This window comes from Hydrogenibacillus schlegelii (assembly GCF_001653195.1).
In the GTDB taxonomy this organism is placed as follows: domain Bacteria; phylum Bacillota; class Bacilli; order Thermicanales; family DSM-22653; genus Hydrogenibacillus; species Hydrogenibacillus schlegelii.
Genome location: NZ_JXBB01000023.1, coordinates 36,053 through 57,047 on the forward strand (window position 1 = coordinate 36,053; position 20,995 = coordinate 57,047).

Here is a 20,995-nt window from a genome sequence, read left to right on the forward strand (position 1 = left end):
AACCATTATAGCAGGGCCGGCAAAAGGCTGTCAACGGGCGTTTTCCGGAAAACCGAGGCGAAGCGTCCCGCGGGTTTCGATGCCGCCGAACCCCCGGGCGCCGCCGGTCACGCCGGCGATCGCCGCATCGGGCGCGACGATGTCCCGGACCGAGGCGGTCGCAAGCCGGGAGACGACCCGGACCGGATCGAGGGCGTGGATGTTCATCCGGGCCGGAGAACTGGCAAAGTTCGCTCCGGCGGCCATCAGCCCGTCGTAATCCGACTGACAAGCCCCGGCGACGATGATGAGGGCGTCCTTGTGCCGCTCGATTTCCCGGGCGTGGCGCACGGCGTCGATAAAGTACCGCGAGTGCCGGTAGGTGTCCCGGCCCCGCTGGTAGGCGTCGTGCCCCGTGAGGACGAGGATGTCGGGCTGCATCCGACGGAGGAGGGTCGAGACCTTCTTCGGCATCTCCCGCTCCGGAAGGTTCAGCCCGACGGCCGGAAGCCCGAGGCGCTCGTACTCCGCCATCGACAGGGCGAGGTACCGGGCGTCGCCGTCGAGATGGAGGACCTTCCCCGGGTACGGCACCGCCCGCGTCCCGAGGATTTTCCCGCGGGGCGCCGGCGGAGGCGGCGCCGGTCGGGCCGTTTTGCCCGAAGCGCCATCGTCCGCCTCCTCCCCCGCGTCGTCCACCGGCTCCAGATCGTCCAGCGGCGCATCGGCCAGGAGGCGGACGTCCTTCCCCTGCAAAAGCGCCTTTCGGGCGGCGTGATCGATCTGGATGACGCGAAAGACGATGTCCCGGCCGTACGATTTTCGGCCGACGAGCATGCCGACGGTGATCATCGCCGCGCCCCCTTCCGCCATAGCCTATGGCCGGCGACGTCCGGGAGTGAGGCGGCCTTACTTGGTGTAACGATCGGCGACGGCGCTCGCACCGTACGATTGGGGTTTGATTTTGACCGTGTAGCCGACCGACGTCACCCAGCCGACGATCTCCTGGATCATCGACCGCGTGGCGCCGGTCGTCCCGATGTCGACGTGGATCTCGATCGGGAGATCGATGATCCGCTGAAAGGCCGGATCGCGCTGCATCCGCTGAACCGTCTCGAGGGAAGCCGCCGTCTCGAGATACACCCGCTGCCGGAGATCCTGGACCGGCGGCCGGCTCTGGCGATGGAAAAAAAAGCGGGCGCCCTTCCCGATCCGGTGCACGATGACGGCGGTGACGAACAGCGTCTCGCCGTGATGCGTCTGGGAATCGGTGCCGATGATGAGCTTGTAGCGGCCTGCCTCGTCGACGGCGATGAACCGTTCGATCGCGGCCAGCATCTCGGCGATCGAGAGCCGGCCGTCCGTCGGGCTTATGAAGAGCATCGCGTCACCCCGTTCGGGCCTGAAGGAGCGTCCAGAGCGCCGCGCCGAGGCGGCAGAAATCGTCGGGCGCGAGCATTTCGCCGCGGATTTTTGCGTCATAGCCGTGGGCCTCGAGCCAGGCGCCCCAATCGATCGGAAGCGCCGGATGGGCCTGGCGCAGATTGTTGGCGAGCGTCTTCCGGCGGCTTTTGAAGGCGACGGCGACGAGGTGCCCGTAGCCTTCGCGGCAGCCGGCGTACGGCGAAGGGCGGTGCGGCACGAGGCGGACGACGCGGGACGCCACCGCCGGCGGCGGGAAAAACGCTCCCGCCGGGACGTCGAGGCACTTTTCGACGCGGGCGAAGCGGGCCACCGACGCCGTCAGGGCGCCGTACGCCTTCGTTCCCGGCGTCGCGACGAGGCGATCGGCCACCTCTTTTTGCACCATGATCGTGATCGCCCGGAAGCGATCGCCGTGCTCGAGCAGGCGAAAGAGGATCGGCGTCGTGATGTAATACGGGAGGTTGGCCACGACGTGGACCGGCGTCTCCGGCGCAAAGTGACGGTTCAGAAGCTCCGGAAGGTCCACCGCCAGCACGTCCCCTTCCACGATGTGGACCGAGGGCCGATCGGCGAAGAGCTCGTTCAGGGCGGCGACGAGCCGCCGGTCGATCTCCACCGCCACGACGCGGCGCACCCGTTCGGCGAGGGCCGCCGTGAGGGCGCCGAGGCCGGGGCCGATTTCCAGCACGCCGTCTTCCGGCCCGACGCCGGCGCAGGTGACGATCCCGTCGACGATGGGCGGGGCGGTGAGGAAATGCTGCCCGCGGGATTTGACCGGCCGAAGATCCAGCGCCCGGGCAAGCGCTTTCGTGCGCCGGGGATCGACGTTCACCGGCGGTCCGCCTCCTTCCCCTCGGGACCGCCGGCGCCGGAGGTCGGGCCGCCTTCCCGGGCGTCCGACCCGAGAGCCGCCCGAACGGCGGCCTCCGGGATGCAAAAGAGGTTCAGGCGTTCGTAAAACGCCTTGGCGCCGGCGGGGCCGATGCCGAGGCGAGCGGCGACGCGGGCCCGCCGGAAGGACGCCTCCGGTTGAAAGGCAAGGCCGAGGGCGACGTACGCCTGCCACGACAACGCCGGCGGCCCCTTTCGCTCGGCTTTGCGGAGGCGGCCGAGGGCCGCCCGGATCGCCTCCGGTCGAGCGTGCTCGACGCCGTAGCGGCCGTTTTTTTTCGCCGCCTCCGGAGGAAGGTAGGCGTGCAGAAGCCCCGGAACCATCCGATCGAGGGCCCGGCGCAGTTTTTCTCCGACCCGGTCGGGATCGGTCAGGACGACGACGTCCCGCACGCGGGCAAGGCGCCGGAGGGCGGCGATCTTCTCCGGGGTAAGGGCGTCGCCGCCGAGGACGAAGACGTCGACCTCGGCCGCCTCTCGAACGCGGGCGGCATCCCGCCGCCCTTCGACGACGACGACCGCCTCGAGGTGCGGCTTCGCTTCGGTCAACCCGGCATCACCTCGCTTATTATACACCTTCACCCACCGGGACTTTTTTCAGGACCATCGCCCCTCAGCCCATAAAAAACCGGAAGGGTCACAGCCCTTCCGGTCGATGGGGTCCGATCACGTAGACGGTGTTTCCCCGCCGGTAGCCGAACGCGTCGGCCTTCCGGTCGTCCTCGAAAAAGAGGTCGATCATCCGACCGCGGACGCCGCCGCCCGTGTCTTCCGCCCGGTAAAGGCCGTAGCCTTCGATGTACACCCAGCTTCCGAGGGGGATGACCGTCGGGTCGACGGCGATCGTCCGGCCTTCTTTGGCCCGAACGCCGATGGCCGTCATTCCGTAACCGGGATCGCCCGGCCGCTTGCCGGTGTGGGCCGGGCCCGGGCCGTAGGCGGTCAGCACGACACCGGTCAGGGCCTTTTGCACGGGGAGGCGCTGCCCGTTGATCGCAAGGACCGCCGGTTCCGACGAGGCGGCGCGGGCCCCGGAGCCGGCCTCCGGGACCGGTGCGACCTCCGGCGAGGGCACCCGGGCGCCCACGCGAACGATCTTCGGCATCGGCGCTTCGACGATGCGGCTTACGAGCGGCCGCACGTCGGTGAGGACGCCGTTGACGTAGACGGCGCGGTAAAAGTCGAGGGCCCGCCCGTCCCGGCCGGGGGAGGCGGTCTTTTCCACCCCCCGCGGCAGGGCGAGATCCGCCTTTTTGACCGTTTCGGCCTTGATCGTCCGGCTCTCGGCGACGACGGCCGCATCGATCCGCTCGATCCGCACCGTCTCTCCGCCCCGAAGCGGCATCTCCGGCGCCGGCGTGACGACGTGCGCCGGCCGCAGGCCGAAGCCCAGCTCGGCGATGAGGCCGCCGACGGTCTCCGCTGTCGTCCGGACGAGGGCGGGCTGGCCGCGGCCGACGATCAGGCGGACCGCCTTAGCCCGCCGGACGACGACGGCATCACCGTCCCGAAGGGTCGCGTCCGGAAGCGGAAACACCCGGTCGCCGTCCTCGAGCCGGAGGCCGAGGCGGACGAGGAGCGCCCCGACCGACCGGTCGGGGACGCTGAGCGTCCGGACCGCGGTTCCGTCGTCGACGGTGACCGTCTTGGAACCGAATCCGATGGCGGCCGCAAGGAGCGCGCCCCAGACGAACGTCCAGGCGAGCGCTCCGGCGAGCCGCCGGCGACTTGACGCCATCGCTTCACCTCAACCCATCCCGTGGTCCGGTGGGGCGTCCGGCGACGGAAGGCGAAACAGCCGTTTCGCGTTGTCGGTCGAAAGGTGCGCGATCTCTTCCACCGAACGCCCGGCAAGGCGCGCCACCGCCTCGGCGACGAGGCGCACGTGGGCGCTTTCGTTCCGCCTCCCCCGATAAGGGTGGGGCGCCAGATACGGCGCGTCGGTTTCGATGACGAGGCGATCCAGCGGGATGCGGGGCACGAGCGCCTGAAGCGCCCGGGCATTTTTAAACGTCACCGGACCACCCAGGGAAAGATAAAAACCGAGGGCGACGGCGGCCTCGACGTGAGCCTCCGAGCCGGAAAAGGCATGCATCACGCCCCCGATCGCCCCGGCGTCGGCCTCCCGGAGGAGGGCATACACGTCATCGTGGGCGTCCCGGTTGTGGATGATGACCGGAAGGCCGAGCTCCCGGGCGAGGTCGAGCTGCGCCCGAAACGCCCGGACCTGCGCCTCCCGGGACGCCGTCTGATGGTGATAGTCCAGGCCGATCTCGCCGATGGCGACGACCTTCGGGTGCCGGGCCGCCTCCCGGATCGCCGCCAAAACGTCCGGGCTTAAGCGCTCCGCTTCCGTCGGATGAAGCCCAACGGCGGCGTAGACGATCGGCTCCGCCTCGGTGAGCGCGAGCGTCGTCCGGATGCGCTCCGGATTGTAGCCGACGTTGACGATCGCCCGGACGCCGGCGGCCTTTGCCCGCGCCAGCACCTCCGCCCGATCGGCATCAAACGCCGGATCGTCGAGGTGGGCATGGGTGTCGACCAGCGGGGCGCTCATCGGATCCGGGTGCCGTTCGGCACCTCGGCCGGCACCTCGATCACCCTGAGGGCGCCGTCGTACGACGCCGCGAGGATCATGCCGTACGAGTCGACCCCCCGGAAGCGGGCCGGCTTTAAGTTCGTGACGCAAATGAGTTTCTTCCCGACGAGCGCCTCCGGCGCGTAATGCTCGGCGATGCCGGAGACGACCTGCCGCCGCTCATCGCCGAGGTCGAGGATGAGCCGAAGGAGCCGGTCGGCGCCCGGCACCCGCTCTGCCGCGACGACTTCCGCCGCCCGAAGCTCGACCTTGCCGAACGTCTCGAGGTCGATCGGCGTGACGCCTTCCGGCGCTTTCGGCGGGCTTTCGGCCACGCGGTTTTCTCCTCCTTCGGACGGGATGCGGTTCGCCGTATTTTTTGCCGGACCGGCGCCGGCCGGAGCGCTCCCCTCGCCGGCCGGCCCGTTCGCCCTGCCGGCCGAACGGGACCGGAGGTTGGCCTCCGCCTGCGCCCGGGCGGCGGCGGTGTGAGCGTCGATCGCCGCGATCTCCGCCGCGAGGTCGAGCCGCGGGAACAGCGGTGGCCCTTTTTCCACCCGCCGGCCCGGCGTAAGCACCCCCCACGTCTCCAGCCGGCCGTAGTCCCGGGCCGGGTCATCCGGTCCGACGGAAAACATCGCGAAGATGCGCTCCGGCGTCCGGGGCATGAAGGGACCGAGGAGGACGGCGAGGATGCGGATTCCTTCGGCGAGCTGATACAGCACGGTGCCGAGTCGGGAGCGGGCCGCCGGATCCTTGGCCAGCGCCCACGGCGCCGTCTCGTCGATGTACTGGTTCGCCCGATGGACGAAAGCGAAGATTTCTCCGAGGGCAACGTTCAGGTGGAAGCGGTCCATCGCCGCCTTCACCTTGGCCCGAAGCCCGAGCGCCTCCGCCCGAAACGCCTCGTCGGCCGGCGCCTCCTCCCCCGGCGCCGGGAGCCGCCCGTCGAAGTACCGCTCGATCATCGCCGCCGTCCGGTGGACGAGGTTGCCGAGGTCGTTGGCGAGGTCGCTGTTCGTCCGGCGGATGAACGCCTCCGGCGTAAAGACGCCGTCCTGACCGAACGGGACCTCCCGAAGGAGGAAGTAGCGGACGGCGTCGGAGCCGTACCGGTCGATGAGGAACTTCGGATCGATCGCGTTCCCCTTCGATTTCGACATCTTCCCGTCCGGCATGAGCAGCCAGCCGTGGCCGAAGACCGTCTTCGGGAGCGGGAGACCGAGCGCCATGAGGATGGCCGGCCAGATGATCGTGTGGAAGCGAAGGATGTCTTTGCCGACGAGGTGGACGTCCGCCGGCCAGTAGCGCTCGAACTTCGACGGGTCGTCGGATCCGTAGCCGAGGGCGGTGATGTAGTTCGACAGGGCGTCGACCCAGACGTAGAGGACGTGCTCCGGATCGTGGGGAAGCGGGATCCCCCAGTCGAAGTTCGTCCGGGAGATGGAAAGATCCTCAAGCCCCGGCCGGATGAAGTTGTTCAGCATCTCATGCTTCCGGGACTCCGGCAGGATGAACTCCGGATGGCGCTCGATGTGTTCTTCGAGCCGATCGGCGTACTTGGACAGGCGGAAGAAATAGCTTTTTTCCTTGACGCGACTGATGGGCCGGCCGCAGTCGGGGCAGAAATAGCCGTCGTCCCGCTTCGCCTGAAACTCCGTCCAGTAGGCCTCGCACTCGACGCAGTAGTAGCCTTCGTATTCGCCGAGGTAGATGTCGCCGGAGGCGAGGAGGCGCTCGACGATCTTCTGCACCGCCGCCTTATGCCGCGGCTCCGTCGTCCGGATGAAGTCGTCGTACGAAATGTCGAGGCGCGCCCAGAGATCCTTGATCCACACGACGATCGGCTCAATGTACTCGAGCGGCGCCTTGCCGTGCCGGGCGGCCGTCTTGGCGAGCTTCTGGCCGTGCTCGTCGGTGCCGGTGAGGAAGAAGACGTCGTCCCCTTCGAGCCGCCGGAAGCGGGCGATCGCGTCGGCGGCCACGGTCGTGTAGGCGTTCCCGATGTGGAGCGTCGCGCTCGGGTAGTAGATCGGCGTCGTAATGTAAAACTTTCCCATCCCCGGTCCCTCAGTCGCGCTGGATGATTTTTGTCCATCTTAGCGCCGATTCCCGGCTCTGTCAAGAAAGTTGACGCTCCCTGGCAGGAGCTGGTATGCTAAAGAGGGAGCCTGGCGTCACGTGCGGCGCCGTCGGGGGGGAGAGCCGTGAAAGCGACCGGCATCGTCCGCAAAGTCGACGAACTCGGCCGCGTCGTCATCCCGATCGAGCTCCGGCGGACCCTCGGCATCGGCGAGCGGGACGCCCTGGAGATCTACGTCGACGGTGATCGGATCGTGCTGAGAAAACTCGAAGCGCGATGCGTCTTTTGCCGTTCGTCATCGGATTTGATCGAATTTAGAGATAAAAAGGTCTGCCGGCGGTGCGCCGCCGAGCTCGGCGACGCCGTGCGTCCGGCCGGCGCTCCGGAACCGGGCGACGGGCGCTGATTCCCGCGTCTGTTGGCGCCCCCGGCGGCCCTCGTCGAAAAGAGAACGGCCCCAAAAGGCTTCGATCATTCGCTATGGCGCGGCGGGCGCCAGACGGTTCGACGGGTCCGGAACGGCCGGACCCGTTTTCGATGCCGACCGCTTGGGGGCCGGGGGCCCGCCTCTTTGCCCCGCCCCGGGAAGCCGGCCCGGCGACGAACCGGTGCCGCTAGTCTTCGTCTTCCCGGATCAAGGCGCCGGACCGGTCCAGGTCGGCAAGGAGGCGGTAGGCCGTCCGGCGGGAGAGGCCGAAGCGCTCCGCCACCGCCCGGGCCGCGTCGCGGCCGCTGAAACCGGCGGCCAGAAGCGCCCGGAGCGCCTCGGCGGGCGTCTCCGCGCCGGGGCTTTCCTCGCCGGCCGGCGCCCCGCCCGCCGGCGCGGCCCTCCGGCCGTCGGCCGCCTCCGCGCCTTCGACGACGAGGGTGATCTCCCCGCGGGGCGGTTCTTTTTCCGCGAGCGCCCAAAGGTCCGGAAGCTTGCCCCGCCAGAACGTCTCGTGCCGCTTGGTCATCTCCCGGGCAACGACCGCCGACCGCGGGCCGAAGACGTCCGCAAGATCCCGGAGCGTCGCCGAAAGTCGGTGCGGCGCCTCGTAAAAGACGAGCGTAAAAGGAAGCGGCTTTAATGCGGTCAGGCGCTCCCGGCGCTCCGCCGGCCGCCGCGGAAGGAAGCCGACGAACAAAAAGGGCGTCGCCGGAAGCCCGGAGACCGAAAGGGCCGCGATCGCCGCCGATGGGCCGGGGATCGGCACGACGGGGATGCCGGCGCGGATCGCCGCCCGGACGAGGACTTCGCCGGGATCGGAGATGGCCGGCATGCCGGCGTCGGTGACCAGAGCCACCGAGGCGCCGGAGACGAGCCGCTCAACGAGCGCCTGAAGGCGGCCGGGGCCGCTGTGGGCGTGGAAGCTGACGAGCGGCGTCCGAATGCCGTATGCCTGCAACAATTTTCGCGTCACCCGCGTATCTTCGGCGGCGATGAGGTCGACCGAGGCCAGGACGCTCTGGGCCCGTCGGGTGAAATCGTCGAGGTGGCCGATCGGCGTCCCGACGACGTACAGCACGCCGCCGGTCGCCGCAAAACTTTTTTGCACGTGGACGTCAGCCATCGGCGCCTCCGCTCATCCGGTAGATGGCCATCATGGCCTCGGAATAGCCGTCGCCGGTGGCGACGAAAAGCGGCGGCTCCACCGCAAGGGGAGCCGCCGGCCCTTTGACCGCTTCCACGAGGACGAGAACGGCGCGGGCCTCGGGCCGGGGATGGACCCAGCGCAGCCGCACGGGGTGAAGCCGGGCCTTTTGCAGGGCGGAAAACAGGTCCGCCAGCCGCTCCGGCCGGTACACCCAGGCGGCGCGGCCCCGCGGCTTGAGGAGCCGGGCGGCGGCCCGGGCAAAATCGTCGATCGTCGCCGTCGTCTCGTGGCGGGCGATGTGCCGGGTCGCGTTCGGGCTCGGGGTGCCGCCGCCGCGACGCCAATAGGGCGGATTCGACGTCGCGTAGTCGAATCGATCGGCGCCGAGGACGTCGGCGGCTTCCCGAACGTCCGAGAGCACGAACCGAAACCGGTCCTGAAGGCCGTTCAGTTCGGCGCTCCGGCGGGCCATGTCGAGGAGCTCCGGCTGGATGTCGACCAGCGTGAACCGGGCGCCCGTCCGGTCGGCCAAAAGGAGCGGCACCGCCCCATTTCCGGCGCCGAGGTCGACGATCTCCCCCTCGGCCGGGACCCGGGCAAAGGCGGCGAGCAGGACCGCGTCGATGCCGAAGCGGAAGGCATCGTCCCGCTGGATGATCACCCGATGCCCGAGGCCCAGACGATCGAGCCGCTCCCCCGGCTTAAGGGGCGCCGCGGACGGAGGAAGTTCGCCTGGACTCCGCATCGCCGCCCTCCTCCCGGCCCTTTCGGGTCGCTTTGTGCAGCAGATCGAGGCAGAAGAGGCAGTCGCCGCCGGCCCGGAGCGTGCCGAACGCGTGATGGCAGACGTGAAAGCCTTCGTAATACAGCCGGGCGAGGTTTTCCACCCCTTCGCCGACGCCGACTTCCGTTGCGGCCCCCGACCCGGCAGGCGCCCGGTCGGAGCCGGCCAGCGATCGCCGAAGCCGTTCGTTTTCCAGCGCCAGGCGAAGCTCCGACTCGACCAGCGCCTGCAAGTCCCGCTTCAGTTCTCCGAGAGCTTCGTACAGTTCCCCGAGTTTGGCCTCCATCGCCTCCAGGCGATGAAAGAGCGCCTTTTTTTCCACGGCCGGCCCACCCCCTCGCCTCGCCGTCCGCCCGTCATTGCCAGCGCTCTTGCCAGTAGGCAACCAATGACTCCCACGGGAGCTCCACCGTCTGGCCGCCGGAGAGGGCGATCTGGACGATCCGGTCGAGGAGATTGAGGCCGACGACCCGCCCCGACCCGTACGGCGTCTCGATCTCCTCGCCGAGATCCGGGAGCATCTCCCGGGCCGATTCGTACTGATCGTTTTCGTAGGTCAGGCAGCACATCAGCCGGCCACAGAGTCCCGAGATTTTCGTCGGATTCAAGACCAGGTTTTGATCTTTGGCCATCTTGATCGTGACCGGCTCAAATTCACCGAGAAACGACGAGCAGCAAAGCACCCGCCCGCACGGGCCGATGCCGCCGATGAGCTTCGCCTGATCCCGCACGCCGATCTGCCGGAGCTCGATCCGGGTGCGGAAGACCGCCGCAAGATCCCGGACGAGGGCCCGGAAATCGACGCGGCCGTCCGCGGCGAAATAAAAAATGAGCTTCGCCCGGTCAAACGTATATTCCGCATCGATGAGCCGCATCGGCAGCCCGTGGGCGGCGATGAGTTCCCGGGCGACGGGGATCGCCCGATTGGCGTCCTCGCGGTTTTGGGCGACGACCGCCTCGTCCGCCGCGTCGGCCCGCCGGATCAGCGGGCGGAGCGGAAGGACGACGTCTTCCTCCGGCACCAGACGCCGGCCGATGACGACGCGACCGTACTCGATGCCGCGGATCGTCTCCACGATGACGCCGTCGCCGACGGACACTTCCGCCTCCCCGGGGTCAAAATAATAGATCCGCCCGGCCTTTTTGAAGCGGACGCCGATGATCTCGACCATGTCAAACCCCTTCCAGCTCCGTCACCAGCGCTTCCGCCCAAGCCGGCGATCGGTGCTCCCGCACGGCCGCCAGCGCCTCCATCAGGCGCACGACGACCCGCGCAGCGCCGGCCGGACCGAGGCGGGCGGCAAGGCGCTCCAGGCACGGCCGCGCCGACGCCAGGACGAGGGACGCCTCGCCGCCGGTCGCGAGCACCAGGACGTCCCGGTACGCGACGAGAAGCCGACCGAGGACCGCCGCCGGATCGGCGCCGGCCTTGCGGACGAGGGCGGCGTACGCCTGAAGCCGCCGGCCGGGCGTCGCCGGGAGGTGACATAAGAAGTGTAGCACGTCGTCCCATCCCTCGCCAGACGCCGCCCCGGCCGCCGTCTTTTCGCCGGCGCCGGCCGATCCGTCCCTGCCTTCGCCGGCAACGAAAAGACCGCCTTCGGCCAGCGCCGAAAGCAAGCGGGCGCCGGAGTCCGCCGCGGAAAACGGCACCGGGTAGAGCCGGGAGCGCACCGTCGGTAAAAGCCGCCCCGGCCGAGCCGTAAGCAGCACGAAGTGGGCGGTCGCCGGTGGCTCCTCCAGCACCTTGAGCAGCGCATTTTGCGCCTCTCGGGTCAGCCGCTCCGCCTGCTCGACGACGACGACCCGGCGGGCCCCCGCAAGGGGCGCCCGGTGCACCCACTCGATCCACGCCCGCACGTCATCGATGCCGACCAGAGGCCCGTCCGCTTCGACCCAGCGGACGTCGGTCGCCGCCTCGGCGAGGGGGCGGCCGAGGAGCAGAGCGGCGAGGCGGCGGGCCGCCTCCCGCTTCCCGCTCCCCGGCGGCCCGTAAAACAAATAGGCATGGGCGGCCCGCCCACTCGCCGCGATGCGCTCAATGAGCCGTCCCGCCCGGGGCTCCCGCGCCGGATCAAAAGTGGACGAACCGTTCCACATGGAGGACGAACACCGTCGCGCCGCCGACCTGAACTTCGACCGGGTACGGGACGTAATTCGTCGCCGCCCCGCCCAGGGGCGCCACCGGAGCGATCATCTGCTCGCGGGACTGGCAGCTGTCCCGGATGATGTCGAGCACCCGATCGACGTCGTCGTCCTCGACGCCGATGAGAAATGTCGTGTTCCCGGCCCGGAGGAAACCGCCGGTGCTGGCGAGCTTGGTCGCGCGAAAGTTGGCCTGGATGAGGGCCTGGGAGAGCTTTTGGCTGTCCTGGTCCTGAACGACCGCGATGATCATCTTCATCGGCGATTCTCCTCCGACGTCCGTTTTCTTCATTCTACCATAAATCGCACATTATCCGGTCAACCGCCGCCTTCACCCTTCCGCTTCCTCAAACACCGACACCGTCCCGTCCGGAAAGACGCCGTGGATGGAGGCGCCCGCCGCGAGGGCAGCCGCGAGCGCGGCCGCGTCCTCGGCCGAAAGCCGGTCACCGGGAAACCGCCACGGAATCCCCGGCGGATAGGGGACGAGGGCGTCGGCGAGCGGCCGGCCGACGGCTTCGGCGAGGCATTGCCGACGGCGCCGGCCGGCGCCCAGGGCAAAGCGCCGGCGCTCTTCGGCCGCCGGAACAAAAAGCGGCACCGCCGGTCGGCGCCCGACCGCTCCCCGGGCTGGATGCGCCTTCGGCCGCACCGCCCAAAACGACCGCCACGCCGCCTCGAGCCGGTCGCCGTCTTCCGGCCGGACGCCGAGCGGCACGATCGCCAGGGCGAGGTCGCCGAAGGCGAGCTCCAGGTCGATCCCCGCCGCCGCAAAGTGCGAAAGGAGCGCCGGCCCTTCGCCGGGAGGGGCGAGGAGCGAAAAACGAAGCGGGTCGTCTGACGGGAGGACCGCGTCCGGCCGCACTGCCTGAAGCCGCCTCATCAGGGGTCGGGCGACGTCGATCGCCTGGCGAAGGCGGTTCGGAAGCGCCCCCGATCGGACGGACTGCTGCACGAGGTCGAGGGAGGCCAGAAGCAGGTAGGAGGGGCTGGACGACTGGAGCTTCACCAGCGCTCCGTCGACGGCGTCGTCGAGAGCGGCGTCCCCGACGAGGTGAAGCATCGCCGCCATCGTCAGCGCCCCGAGCGATTTGTGCGACGAATGGACGACGAGGTCGGCCCCTTCGGCGACCGCCGACGGCGGGAGGCGCGGATCGAGGCCGAAATGCCCGCCGTGGGCCTGATCGACGACGAGCGGGATCCCTCGCCGGCGCAGGCAACGGACGAGCGCCTCGAGGGGGCGGTGCCGACCGAAGTACGTCGGCGTCGTCACGAACACCCCCTGCACCGGGATCCGCTCGACCCAGGCGCAAAATCGCGCCCAATCGTATCCGTCCGGCCGACCGTAGGCGTCCACCTCCGGCGCGATGAGGATCGCCTCGGCGCCGGCCAGCATGAGAGCGTGGTAAAACGACCGGTGCGCGTCGCGCCCCGCCAGCCACACTCCGTTCGGGCGGCTTTCCCGGACGGCCAGCACCGCTGCCATCACGCCGGCGGACGCCCCGCCGACGAGAAACCGCGTCCGGCGAGCGCCGAACGCCCGGGCGGCGAGGGCTTCCGCCTCCCGGATGACGCCCGTCGCCCGGTGCAGATCGTCGAGCGCCCCGACTTCCGTCTGGTCGAACCGAAGCGCCGGGCCGAGCAGGGCAGCGACCTCCGGCCCGAAGGGGCGACCGCCGTGGGCCGGAACGTGAAAGCGGACGCGATCGGCGTAGGTCTGGAGGGCTTCCACGATCGGCGCTTCGGCGCCCCGCCCGGCTTCCCATTCCTCGCCGCAGGTTTCGGGCTTTCTCCCGTCAGACATCCCGTCGCCCCTCCAACGCCCGCGCCAGCGTCACCTCGTCGGCGTACTCGAGATCGCCGCCGACGGGGAGCCCGGAGGCGATGCGCGTCACCCGAATGCCCGACGGCTTGATCAGCCGGGCGAGGTAGACCGCCGTCGCCTCGCCTTCGACGGACGGGTTGGTGGCGATGATCACTTCTTCCACCGTCTCATCCTGAAGCCGCTCGAGGAGCGACTTGATCTTCAGCTCCTCCGGGCCGATGCCGTCGAGGGGAGAGAGAACGCCGCCGAGCACGTGATAAAGGCCCCGGTACCCTTTCATCTTTTCCATCGCCGCGACGTCTTTCGGCTCCTCGACGACGCAGATCGTCCGCCGATCCCGGGTCGGATCGCTGCAGATCGCGCAGGGATCCCGGTCGGTGACGTTATGGCAGATCGAACACGTCTTCAGATCCCTTTTGACCGCCTGAAGGGCCTCGGCGAGCGCCCGAACGTCCTCATCGGGCAGTTTGAGCACGTAAAAGGCAAGCCGCGTCGCCGTCTTCGGCCCGATCCCCGGCAGCTTCTGAAACGCCTCGATCAGTCGGGCCAGCGGTTCCGGATAGTGCATCGGGACGCCCCCGTCAGAACAGGCCCGGAATCCGGAGGCCGCCGGTGATCCGGCCGAGATCTTCCTGCGCCAGCGCCTCCGCCGCCCGGAGGGCCTCGGCCACCGCCGCCTGCACGAGGTCTTCCAGCAGGCCGACGTCGTCCGGGTCGACGACGCTCGGGTCGATCTTGACGCCGAGGATCTCTTTGTGCCCGTTCATCGTGACGACGACGGCGCCCCCACCGGCGCTGCCTTCCACCGTCTTCGCTTTGAGCGCCGCCTGGGCCTTTTCCATCTGTTCTTGCATTTTTTTGAGCTGCTTCATCATCTGCTGCATGTTCATCCCGTTCGCCTCCTGTCGCCGGCGGGCCGGCTCTTTTCCGCCGCGCCGGCTTACGCTTCCGCTTCGTCTTCCTCCCCGTAGCGAACCTCGACCCGCTCGGGCCCGACGAGCTCCACGGCCGCCCGGACGATCGGCGGGTCGCCGGCGGCGCCTCGGGCCCGATCCCACGCGTCGGCCATCGCCGTTCGAAACGACCGGATCTCCCCGCCGGTCGCCTCGGCCAGCGCCGCCTCGACGTGCCGCCGGTTGTCGCTCTGTTCGGTCATCTGCCGGTGAAGAGGGACGGTAAAGACGAGGAGCGCGACCTCCCCCCGGACCGCCGCCGGCCGGCCGCGCTTCAGCCACGCTTCGGCGCGAATATCCCGGCCCTTGACCGCGGCAAGCACCTTGGCCCACCGTTCTTCGAGCACCTTAAGGCGCGCCGGATCGTTCTCCCGAGCGAAGGCCGAAAGCTCCGCCGCGCTCGGCCCCGGCCGGGCCGCCGCGCCGGCGGGGGCGTCCGCCGGTGCGCCTGCGGACGGGAAAGGCGATGCGCCGGGCGCCGTGGCGACCGCCGCCGGCGTCGGTCGCCGGCTTCCCTCTGAGGTCGGGGCCGGCGCCTTCGCATCGTCCGCGCCGGCGGCCGACCGTTCCGGCCGCCGCAAGCGGTCCTCCAGCGCCCGAAGGCGCGCCTCGAGCTCGGCGATCCGCCCAAGGAGCGCCTCGGAAGCCTGTTCCCCGGCCTTCTCGGCGCCCCCTTCGGCGAGGAGGCCGATGAGCTCTGCCTCCAGCCTGAGGTGAGGATCGACGCTCAGACGAAGGGCCGCCTCCACCTCCATGAGCGCCCTCAGCCGCCGGGCGAGCGCCGCCTCGCCTTTCGCCGGACCGCCCGCTTCTTTCCGCCGCCGGTAAAACCGCTCTCGAAGCGCCCGGGCGAGGCTCCTGGCGAGCCGCTCCGGCTCCCGTCCGGCCCCGTACGCCGCTTCGAGCGCCCGATGGAGCCCGGCGGCGTCCCCTTCCTCGAGAGCGGCGAGGATCGCCTCGATCTCCTCCGCCTCCGGGAGCCCCGCCACGTTCCGAACGTCCGCGGCGGCGATGCGGTCGCCGGCATACGCCCGAACCTGATCGAGGAGCGCCAGGGCGTCCCGGAGTCCGCCGTCGGCGAACTCGACGATGAGCCGGAGGGCTTCCGGCTCCAGGGCGATCCCTTCCCGGCCGGCGATCTCCTCGACCCTGGCCCGGAGCGCCTCCGGCGCAAGGCGGCGAAAGTCGAACCGCTGCGCCCGGGAACGGATCGTCGCCGGCATCTTGTCCGGGTCGGTCGTCGCGAGGATGAAGACGACGTGCTCCGGCGGCTCTTCGAGCGTCTTTAAAAGGGCATTGGCCGCCTCGTGGGTCAGCATGTGCGCTTCGTCGATGATGTACACCTTGGTCTGAAGGGCGGCCGGCTTCAGCCACGTCGCGTCACGGATCGACCGCATTTCGTCGATGCCGCGGTTGGACGCCGCGTCGAGTTCGACGACGTCCAGCGCCTCGCCGGCGTCGATCGCGCGGCAGTGGGTGCACCGGCCGCACGGTTCTCCGTCTTCCGGCGCCAGGCAGTTGATCGCCTTGGCGAGGATCTTGGCCGCGCTCGTCTTTCCCGTCCCCCGAGGGCCGGCAAACAGATACGCGTGAGCCACCCGCCCACTTTTGACCGCCTGGCGAAGCGTCGTCGTTACGTGTTCCTGACCGACGAGCTCTTGAAATCGCTTCGGACGATAGGCCCGGTAGAGCGCCTGATAGCCGATCGTGATCCCCTCCTGCGCCGCAGGCGATCATCCCGATTGTACCACATCGGCGCTCCCGGGGAGCCGGCCGGCGCCTATCGAATCGAATCCGGAGCCGGGCCGTTCGGATCTTCGGTGTCCCGCTTCCGGCCGCGCGCCTCCGCCGCACCGCTTTCCGTATCGTCGACGTAAGGCAGGACGATCTGCATCGTCGTCCCGAAGCCTTTGCTGATGACGCGGATCTGCCCGCCGAGATCTTGGATGATCCGCTGGCAGACGGCCAGTCCGAGACCGGTTCCGTCTTTTTTGGTCGTAAAAAAAGGGTCGAAAATGCGGTCGACAAGGTACGGCGGAATGCCGGGTCCGGTGTCATGCACGTTCAGATGGACCGTCCGCATCTCCGGGTCGACATCGACCGTCAGGGTGATCGTCCCCTGCCGTTCAACGGCTTCGATGGCGTTTTTGACGATGTTGAGGAGCACCTGTTTGATGAGTTCGGGATCGCCGATGATCGGCGGAAGCGGCTCCTGGACGCGATTTTCAAGGACGATATCGTGGAGCATCGCCTCCCCGGCAAGCACCGGGACGATCTCCGCCACCACCGCTGGCAGGCGAAGCTTTCGGTAACGGACCGCCTGCGGCTTGCCGAGAAGCAAAAATTGGTCGACCAGGGCGTTGATCCGGAGAATTTCCTTCAACATGAGGTGGACGTATTCCCGTTCCTTCTCCAATCCGTGCTCCGCCAGCGAAGTCTCGAGCAGCTGCAAAAAACCTCTGAGAGACGTCAGCGGGTTCCGGATCTCGTGGGCGGTCCCGGCGGCCATCTGCCCGATCGTCGCCAGCCGGTCGGCCCGCAAGATCTTGTCGTCGATGTTCGCGTAACGCCCGATCTCTTTGAACGCGAGGAGGACGGCGCCGATGTCTCCGAGGGCGTAGCTGTCCCGGACGAGATGGAGCGGTTTTCCGTTTCTCATCCACGTAAACGGCTCTTCCCGAACTTCTCCCCCGGCGATCAGCCGCTTAGGCGCCGGCGTCTGTTCCTCCGGAAGGTGACGAAACACGTCCGCGATCGGCCGCCCGACGGCCGCCGCCGGGACGAAAAACCAGCGGCGGAACAGCGCGTTCATCCATAAGATGCGGCCTTTGCGATCGAGGACGAGAAAAGCCGCATGATATCGCTCAAACGCCTCCTCCAGCGCCCGCCGGCGCACATCTTTTTCGCCCTCGCCGGAGGCGGCCGCCGGGCGGATGGCGAGGTATGTACGGAAGCGGTCGGCCGTCTCCAGCGGGAGCCAAAACATCTGATCCTCGCGTGGCTGCGGAGCCGGCCATGAAGCCGGCGGCTCCCGGACGAAGTCGGCGGAAGAAGCGGCGGCCGCCTCGGTCCAAGCCGTATTTTTCACCAGCAGCCGGCCGGTTTCATCGATGACCGCCGCCGGCAAGGGGAGGTGGTCGACAAACCGCTGCAGCGCCGAATTGAACACACCCCGTTCGCTCATTTTGGCGCTCCCTTCACCGGGTGTCTTTCTCACTTCCTTAGTAAAGATGTATTCGACCCGCTCAGACATATTCCTTCAACGGGCCCTTGCCCGGAGGCGGTTTTAAGCGAAGAGATCGAAAAACGAAGACTATATTTAATAAATATTCAGTCATAATAGGCTCCAAAAAATGGTGGAGGCGAGAGGATTCGAACCTCCGCGACGGTTGCCCGTCCTAGCTGATTTCGAGTCAGCCCCCTTCGTCCACTTGGGTACGCCTCCACGCGCACCGTTTATCATAACACGTCATGCTCTCCGGAGCAAGGCCCCACTTTTTTCAACGCCGCGACGAGTGTCTGCGCCCCGGTACCGATCCAGATCGACCGGCCCCGCGATGCCCGGTACCGTCCTCCGATCGTCATGCCGCCAGAAGGTCCACGGCGGCCAACCGGCCAACCGGCCACCGCCGGCGGTTCTGAGCGGCGATAGGCGGCCATCCAGAGCGGATCGTGGTCCAAAAGCGCAGGGTCGAGAGGAATTCGCAAAGCGAAGAAGAAGGCCGTTTCCGTGCGCCGACAGGGAGACGCGCGTGCGGTGGCGTCCTGAAAGCAGCGTGCCCGTTTTTCTTCTTCGCGGGTGCCGCCTCGGCGTTTGCTCCTATAGGTTGTCCGCCCGTTTTTTCCGAAGTCGAGCAAAAAACGCCTTTAAGAGCGCCGCCGCTTCCGCCTCGAGGACGCCGCCGCGCACTTCGGCCCGGTGGTTGAAACGGGGATCCCGCACGAGGTTGAGGAGCGTTCCGGCGCTTCCGGCCTTCGGGTCGGCGGCGCCGAAGACAAGCCGGTCGATGCGGCTTTGCACGATCGCCCCGGCGCACATCGGACACGGCTCCAATGTGACGTATAAGGTCGTGCCGCCCAGCCGCCACCCACCGAGCGTCCGTGCCGCTTCCCGAATGGCGATCAGTTCGGCGTGGCCGAGGGGGTCCCGTTTCGTCTCCCGGACGTTGTGCCCGCGGCCGACGACCACGCCGTCTTTGACAACGACGGCGCCGACCGGAACTTCGCCCTTTTCCAATGCCTTTTTCGCCTCTTCCAGGGCGAGCCGCATCCAGCGTACGTCTTCGTCTTCGTCCTCGGACCCGGCGATGTCTTCTTGTTCCTTAGGATCGACAGGAGCGATTTTCCCGGATTCTCCGCGGTCCAACGCGCCCACCTCCGCCCATCGGCATTCTTCACCGTGACGGCGGCCCGAGCGGAACCGTTCGGCGCCCCCCGGTCTTGCTCCGGCGCAACGGTCAGCGAAATGTGCGAAAAAGAAAAAGGGGCAACTGCGACTGCCCCTTCTTCGCTCCCATGGCTTTCCCGCTTTTTCCGATGCGGCCAACGGGATACACTCTATCGACCAATCGTCCGCCTTTCCCGTCGGGATTCCCACGTCCCGGACGATCCCCGACCCGATCGGCGGTCCGTTCGGTTTCGTTCCTGGAGCGGACGACGGGATTCGAACCCGCGACCTCAACCTTGGCAAGGTTGCGTTCTACCCCTGAACTACGTCCGCATCGTCTGTCGGGCTTCGGCCGCCCCCTCAGCGCATCCCTTCTCCGGGAAAAGACATCGGCATCATAGCACGAATCGACGCGAATTGCAAGCCCCCAAGGGCCGGTAAAAAAGAACACCTTCGGAGAGCAATCCCCCGGAGGCCTTGATTTTCGCAATATGTACTGGTGGGCCATGAGGGACTCGAACCCCCGACACCCTGATTAAGAGTCAGGTGCTCTACCAACTGAGCTAATGGCCCACGATCGATTCGCTTGAACGTATTTCATCTTATCACCGATGAGCGGAATACGCAAGATGTATAAATCGCACTATCCGGAACGGCCTTTGCCTTTACCAAAACTTAACATAAATGTTACATTTTCTTAATCCGATCTTCAATCTCCTTTTACACTGGGCTTGTACAATGGCAGCGGATAGGGCATTGAACCCTGTCAAGAGGAGGGTAGGCGAATGCCGTTCAGCTCGATCATGCGCCTCTTGCTGGCCGGAGCCGTGCTTCTCGCTCCTTTCGCCGGAAGCGTGGGCGCCAAAGCCGCCGAAAAGGCGGAGACGGTCCGTACCGCCGCCGAATTGAGCGGCAAAATCACTTTGGCGGGATCGACCGCCATGCAGCCCCTCGTCGAAGAAGCGGCGAAGCGGTTTATGGCCAAGCACCCGAAGGTTCAGATCACCGTTCAGGGGGGAGGCAGCGGTACCGGCCTGTCCCAGGTCGCTCAAGGAAGCGTCGACATCGGCAATTCCGACCTGTACGCCGAAGAAAAGCTCAAGCCCGAACAGGCGAAAGATCTCGTCGACCACCAGGTGGCGGTCGTCGCCATGGCGGCCGTCGCGCACCCGGACGTCGGCGTCGACAACCTGACGAAAAAGCAGCTCATCGACATCTTCACCGGCAAGATCACGAACTGGAAGGACGTCGGCGGCAAGAACCAGAAGATTGTCCTCGTCAACCGGCCGGCAAGCTCCGGCACCCGGGCGACGTTCAAGAAATACGCCCTGGACGGCGCTGAGGAGGCCTCCGGCATCGAAGAGGATTCTTCCGGCACGGTGCGGAAGATCGTCGCCGAAACGCCCGGCGCGATCGGCTACCTCGCCCTGTCTTACCTCGACGGAAGCGTCAAGGCCCTGAAGATCGACGGCGTCGCTCCAACTAAGGAAAACGTCGTGACGAACCGCTACAAGGTCTGGGCCTACCAGCACATGTACACCAAAGGCAAACCGACCGGCGTCGTCGCCGCGTTCCTCGATTTCATGCTGAACGATCCGGAGGTCCAAGGTCCAAGCGGCCTCGTGGTCAAATCCGGCTACATCCCGACGACCGACATGCATGTCATGCGCGACCATGCCGGAAACGTGAAAAAGATCGTCGTCTTCCAGGTGGGCAGCCAGACGTACACGGTCGGCGGCGAGCGGTACTCGATGGAAACGGCACCGTTCGTCGATCAAAACCGCACGTTCGTGCCCATCAGCTTCGCCGCGACGGCCCTCGGCGTGCCGAAGAACAACATCGTCTGGGATCCAAAGGCAAAGACCGTGACGATCACCAAAGGAAATCAGAAGGTGGTCATCAAAATCGACGCCAGGACGATGTCGGTCAACGGGGTCAACCGCCCGCTTGATGCGCCAGCGAAAATCGTAAACGGTCGGACGATGGTGCCCATCGCCCAGGTCGCCGAAGCGCTCGATGTCGAATACAAGTGGGTTCCGGAGACGAAATCGGTCCGGTTCTGGTGAGCGATCCGAAAAAAAGCAGCGATCCAAAAAGCGGGCTCTCGGAAGCCCGCCTTTTTTCGTTTTGACGGCGGTCCCGAGCGGACCCGAATCTCCGATCCATAACCGGGAAACCCGCCGAGCCCGGGTTTGAGCGAAAGATCGACGGAAGCGGCGAACGCCGGGATGAGCGCGGAGGCGGGCGCCGCCCAAGACCAAGCGGTCCGCATCGGCGAAACGAGCCAAAATGCGAGGCGCTGCGATGAGTTTATGACGTCAAAATGGCGGCAAACGACCAGAAAAAAGACCATCCCCCATCGGGGCAT

21 protein-coding genes, 3 tRNA genes and 1 pseudogene are annotated in these 20,995 nt (G+C 67.5%); 3 read left to right on the plus strand and 22 right to left on the minus strand.

The annotated features are described in order from the left end of the window. Positions 1–30: 30 nt before the first annotated feature. The 7 genes from SA87_RS07085 to metG form a co-directional block, all read right to left on the minus strand. Positions 31–831 (minus strand): sporulation peptidase YabG, encoded by an 801-nt coding sequence (locus SA87_RS07085; RefSeq protein WP_066201277.1) that lies wholly within the window; start codon positions 829–831, stop codon positions 31–33. A 57-nt stretch (positions 832–888) separates the two neighbouring features. Further along, positions 889–1,362 carry a ribonuclease H-like YkuK family protein gene (locus tag SA87_RS07090; RefSeq protein WP_066201282.1) on the minus strand — a complete coding sequence of 158 codons (474 nt, stop codon included), beginning with the start codon at positions 1,360–1,362 and terminating at the stop codon, positions 889–891. Between the two features lie 4 nt (positions 1,363–1,366). Next, positions 1,367–2,236 (minus strand): 16S rRNA (adenine(1518)-N(6)/adenine(1519)-N(6))-dimethyltransferase RsmA, encoded by an 870-nt coding sequence (gene rsmA, locus SA87_RS07095; RefSeq protein WP_066201286.1) that lies wholly within the window; start codon positions 2,234–2,236, stop codon positions 1,367–1,369. Next, positions 2,233–2,844: a ribonuclease M5 gene (locus SA87_RS07100; protein ID WP_066441909.1), complete on the minus strand. Its 612-nt coding sequence runs from the start codon at positions 2,842–2,844 to the stop codon at positions 2,233–2,235. The genes rsmA and SA87_RS07100 overlap by 4 nt, the downstream gene beginning before the upstream one ends. Positions 2,845–2,932: 88 nt before the next feature. Continuing rightward, positions 2,933–4,033 (minus strand): resuscitation-promoting factor, encoded by a 1,101-nt coding sequence (locus tag SA87_RS07105; protein ID WP_066201288.1) that lies wholly within the window; start codon positions 4,031–4,033, stop codon positions 2,933–2,935. Between the two features lie 9 nt (positions 4,034–4,042). Next, positions 4,043–4,852 carry a TatD family hydrolase gene (locus SA87_RS07110; RefSeq protein ID WP_066201291.1) on the minus strand — a complete coding sequence of 270 codons (810 nt, stop codon included), beginning with the start codon at positions 4,850–4,852 and terminating at the stop codon, positions 4,043–4,045. Next, entirely contained in the window at positions 4,849–6,933 is a 2,085-nt protein-coding gene (gene metG / locus SA87_RS07115) for a methionine--tRNA ligase (protein ID WP_066201293.1), read from the minus strand. Before metG ends, SA87_RS07110 begins: the two co-directional genes overlap by 4 nt. A 147-nt stretch (positions 6,934–7,080) precedes the next feature. On the opposite strand from metG, the gene SA87_RS07120 reads away from it, so the two are divergent. After that, on the plus strand, positions 7,081–7,362 hold the full coding sequence (locus SA87_RS07120; RefSeq protein WP_066201294.1) for an AbrB/MazE/SpoVT family DNA-binding domain-containing protein: 282 nt from the start codon (positions 7,081–7,083) through the stop codon (positions 7,360–7,362). A 208-nt stretch (positions 7,363–7,570) separates the two neighbouring features. Here the strand turns inward: SA87_RS07120 and rsmI are convergent, their stop codons facing one another. The 15 genes from rsmI to SA87_RS07195 form a co-directional block, all read right to left on the minus strand. Next, entirely contained in the window at positions 7,571–8,509 is a 939-nt protein-coding gene (rsmI, locus tag SA87_RS07125; protein ID WP_066201297.1) for a 16S rRNA (cytidine(1402)-2'-O)-methyltransferase, read from the minus strand. Beyond that, positions 8,502–9,278 carry a tRNA1(Val) (adenine(37)-N6)-methyltransferase gene (locus tag SA87_RS07130; RefSeq protein WP_066201300.1) on the minus strand — a complete coding sequence of 259 codons (777 nt, stop codon included), beginning with the start codon at positions 9,276–9,278 and terminating at the stop codon, positions 8,502–8,504. The genes rsmI and SA87_RS07130 overlap by 8 nt, the downstream gene beginning before the upstream one ends. After that, positions 9,235–9,639: an initiation-control protein YabA gene (locus SA87_RS07135; protein WP_066201303.1), complete on the minus strand. Its 405-nt coding sequence runs from the start codon at positions 9,637–9,639 to the stop codon at positions 9,235–9,237. The genes SA87_RS07130 and SA87_RS07135 overlap by 44 nt, the downstream gene beginning before the upstream one ends. Positions 9,640–9,673: 34 nt before the next feature. After that, a complete protein-coding gene (locus SA87_RS07140) occupies positions 9,674–10,489 on the minus strand; it encodes a PSP1 domain-containing protein (protein ID WP_066201308.1) in 816 nt (271 codons plus the stop codon). 1 nt (position 10,490) lies between these two features. Beyond that, positions 10,491–11,417, minus strand: coding sequence for a DNA polymerase III subunit (locus SA87_RS07145; RefSeq protein WP_066201310.1), 927 nt, complete (start codon positions 11,415–11,417; stop codon positions 10,491–10,493). Beyond that, a complete protein-coding gene (locus SA87_RS07150) occupies positions 11,392–11,721 on the minus strand; it encodes a cyclic-di-AMP receptor (RefSeq protein WP_066201314.1) in 330 nt (109 codons plus the stop codon). Before SA87_RS07150 ends, SA87_RS07145 begins: the two co-directional genes overlap by 26 nt. Before the next feature lie 72 nt (positions 11,722–11,793). Further along, entirely contained in the window at positions 11,794–13,266 is a 1,473-nt protein-coding gene (locus SA87_RS07155; RefSeq protein WP_066201319.1) for an aminotransferase class I/II-fold pyridoxal phosphate-dependent enzyme, read from the minus strand. Further along, positions 13,259–13,855 (minus strand): recombination mediator RecR, encoded by a 597-nt coding sequence (recR, locus tag SA87_RS07160; protein WP_066201321.1) that lies wholly within the window; start codon positions 13,853–13,855, stop codon positions 13,259–13,261. The genes SA87_RS07155 and recR overlap by 8 nt, the downstream gene beginning before the upstream one ends. Positions 13,856–13,868: 13 nt before the next feature. After that, positions 13,869–14,177 carry a YbaB/EbfC family nucleoid-associated protein gene (locus tag SA87_RS07165; protein WP_066201328.1) on the minus strand — a complete coding sequence of 103 codons (309 nt, stop codon included), beginning with the start codon at positions 14,175–14,177 and terminating at the stop codon, positions 13,869–13,871. 50 nt (positions 14,178–14,227) lie between these two features. Next, positions 14,228–15,952, minus strand: a complete 1,725-nt coding sequence (gene dnaX / locus SA87_RS07170; RefSeq protein ID WP_082910498.1) for a DNA polymerase III subunit gamma/tau — start codon at positions 15,950–15,952, stop codon at positions 14,228–14,230. Positions 15,953–16,020: 68 nt separating this feature from the next. Next, a complete protein-coding gene (locus tag SA87_RS07175; RefSeq protein ID WP_066201333.1) occupies positions 16,021–17,424 on the minus strand; it encodes an ATP-binding protein in 1,404 nt (467 codons plus the stop codon). Positions 17,425–17,594: 170 nt separating this feature from the next. Then, a tRNA-Ser gene (locus SA87_RS07180) sits at positions 17,595–17,685 on the minus strand. Positions 17,686–18,060: 375 nt separating this feature from the next. Beyond that, a complete protein-coding gene (gene tadA / locus SA87_RS07185) occupies positions 18,061–18,549 on the minus strand; it encodes a tRNA adenosine(34) deaminase TadA (protein ID WP_273000221.1) in 489 nt (162 codons plus the stop codon). Positions 18,550–18,885: 336 nt separating this feature from the next. Then, positions 18,886–18,960, minus strand: a tRNA-Gly gene (locus SA87_RS07190). Between the two features lie 164 nt (positions 18,961–19,124). Then, positions 19,125–19,200, minus strand: a tRNA-Lys gene (locus tag SA87_RS07195). Positions 19,201–19,430: 230 nt separating this feature from the next. Between SA87_RS07195 and SA87_RS07200 the strand changes: the two are divergent. Further along, positions 19,431–20,309 (plus strand): annotated as a pseudogene (locus tag SA87_RS07200) (phosphate ABC transporter substrate-binding protein); the annotation flags it as partial. Continuing rightward, complete coding sequence (locus tag SA87_RS14020; protein ID WP_245637678.1) at positions 20,292–20,693, plus strand: copper amine oxidase N-terminal domain-containing protein; 402 nt, start codon at positions 20,292–20,294, stop codon at positions 20,691–20,693. The pseudogene SA87_RS07200 and the gene SA87_RS14020, both read left to right, overlap by 18 nt. The last annotated feature ends 302 nt before the right edge of the window (positions 20,694–20,995 follow it).

Excerpts from the sequence above, each read along its gene's own strand:
- SA87_RS07085 (WP_066201277.1), bottom strand. The coding sequence starts at position 831 with ATGATCACCGTCGGCATGCTCGTCGGCCGAAAATCGTACGGCCGGGAC.
- SA87_RS07090 (WP_066201282.1), bottom strand. The coding sequence starts at position 1,362 with ATGCTCTTCATAAGCCCGACGGACGGCCGGCTCTCGATCGCCGAGATG.
- SA87_RS07105 (WP_066201288.1), bottom strand. The coding sequence starts at position 4,033 with ATGGCGTCAAGTCGCCGGCGGCTCGCCGGAGCGCTCGCCTGGACGTTC.
- SA87_RS07110 (WP_066201291.1), bottom strand. The coding sequence starts at position 4,852 with ATGAGCGCCCCGCTGGTCGACACCCATGCCCACCTCGACGATCCGGCG.
- metG (WP_066201293.1), bottom strand. The coding sequence starts at position 6,933 with ATGGGAAAGTTTTACATTACGACGCCGATCTACTACCCGAGCGCGACG.
- rsmI (WP_066201297.1), bottom strand. The coding sequence starts at position 8,509 with ATGGCTGACGTCCACGTGCAAAAAAGTTTTGCGGCGACCGGCGGCGTG.
- SA87_RS07130 (WP_066201300.1), bottom strand. The coding sequence starts at position 9,278 with ATGCGGAGTCCAGGCGAACTTCCTCCGTCCGCGGCGCCCCTTAAGCCG.
- SA87_RS07140 (WP_066201308.1), bottom strand. The coding sequence starts at position 10,489 with ATGGTCGAGATCATCGGCGTCCGCTTCAAAAAGGCCGGGCGGATCTAT.
- SA87_RS07145 (WP_066201310.1), bottom strand. The coding sequence starts at position 11,417 with ATGTGGAACGGTTCGTCCACTTTTGATCCGGCGCGGGAGCCCCGGGCG.
- SA87_RS07150 (WP_066201314.1), bottom strand. The coding sequence starts at position 11,721 with ATGAAGATGATCATCGCGGTCGTTCAGGACCAGGACAGCCAAAAGCTC.
- SA87_RS07155 (WP_066201319.1), bottom strand. The coding sequence starts at position 13,266 with ATGTCTGACGGGAGAAAGCCCGAAACCTGCGGCGAGGAATGGGAAGCC.
- recR (WP_066201321.1), bottom strand. The coding sequence starts at position 13,855 with ATGCACTATCCGGAACCGCTGGCCCGACTGATCGAGGCGTTTCAGAAG.
- SA87_RS07165 (WP_066201328.1), bottom strand. The coding sequence starts at position 14,177 with ATGAACATGCAGCAGATGATGAAGCAGCTCAAAAAAATGCAAGAACAG.
- SA87_RS07175 (WP_066201333.1), bottom strand. The coding sequence starts at position 17,424 with ATGAGCGAACGGGGTGTGTTCAATTCGGCGCTGCAGCGGTTTGTCGAC.
- SA87_RS14020 (WP_245637678.1), top strand. The coding sequence starts at position 20,292 with ATGCGCGACCATGCCGGAAACGTGAAAAAGATCGTCGTCTTCCAGGTG.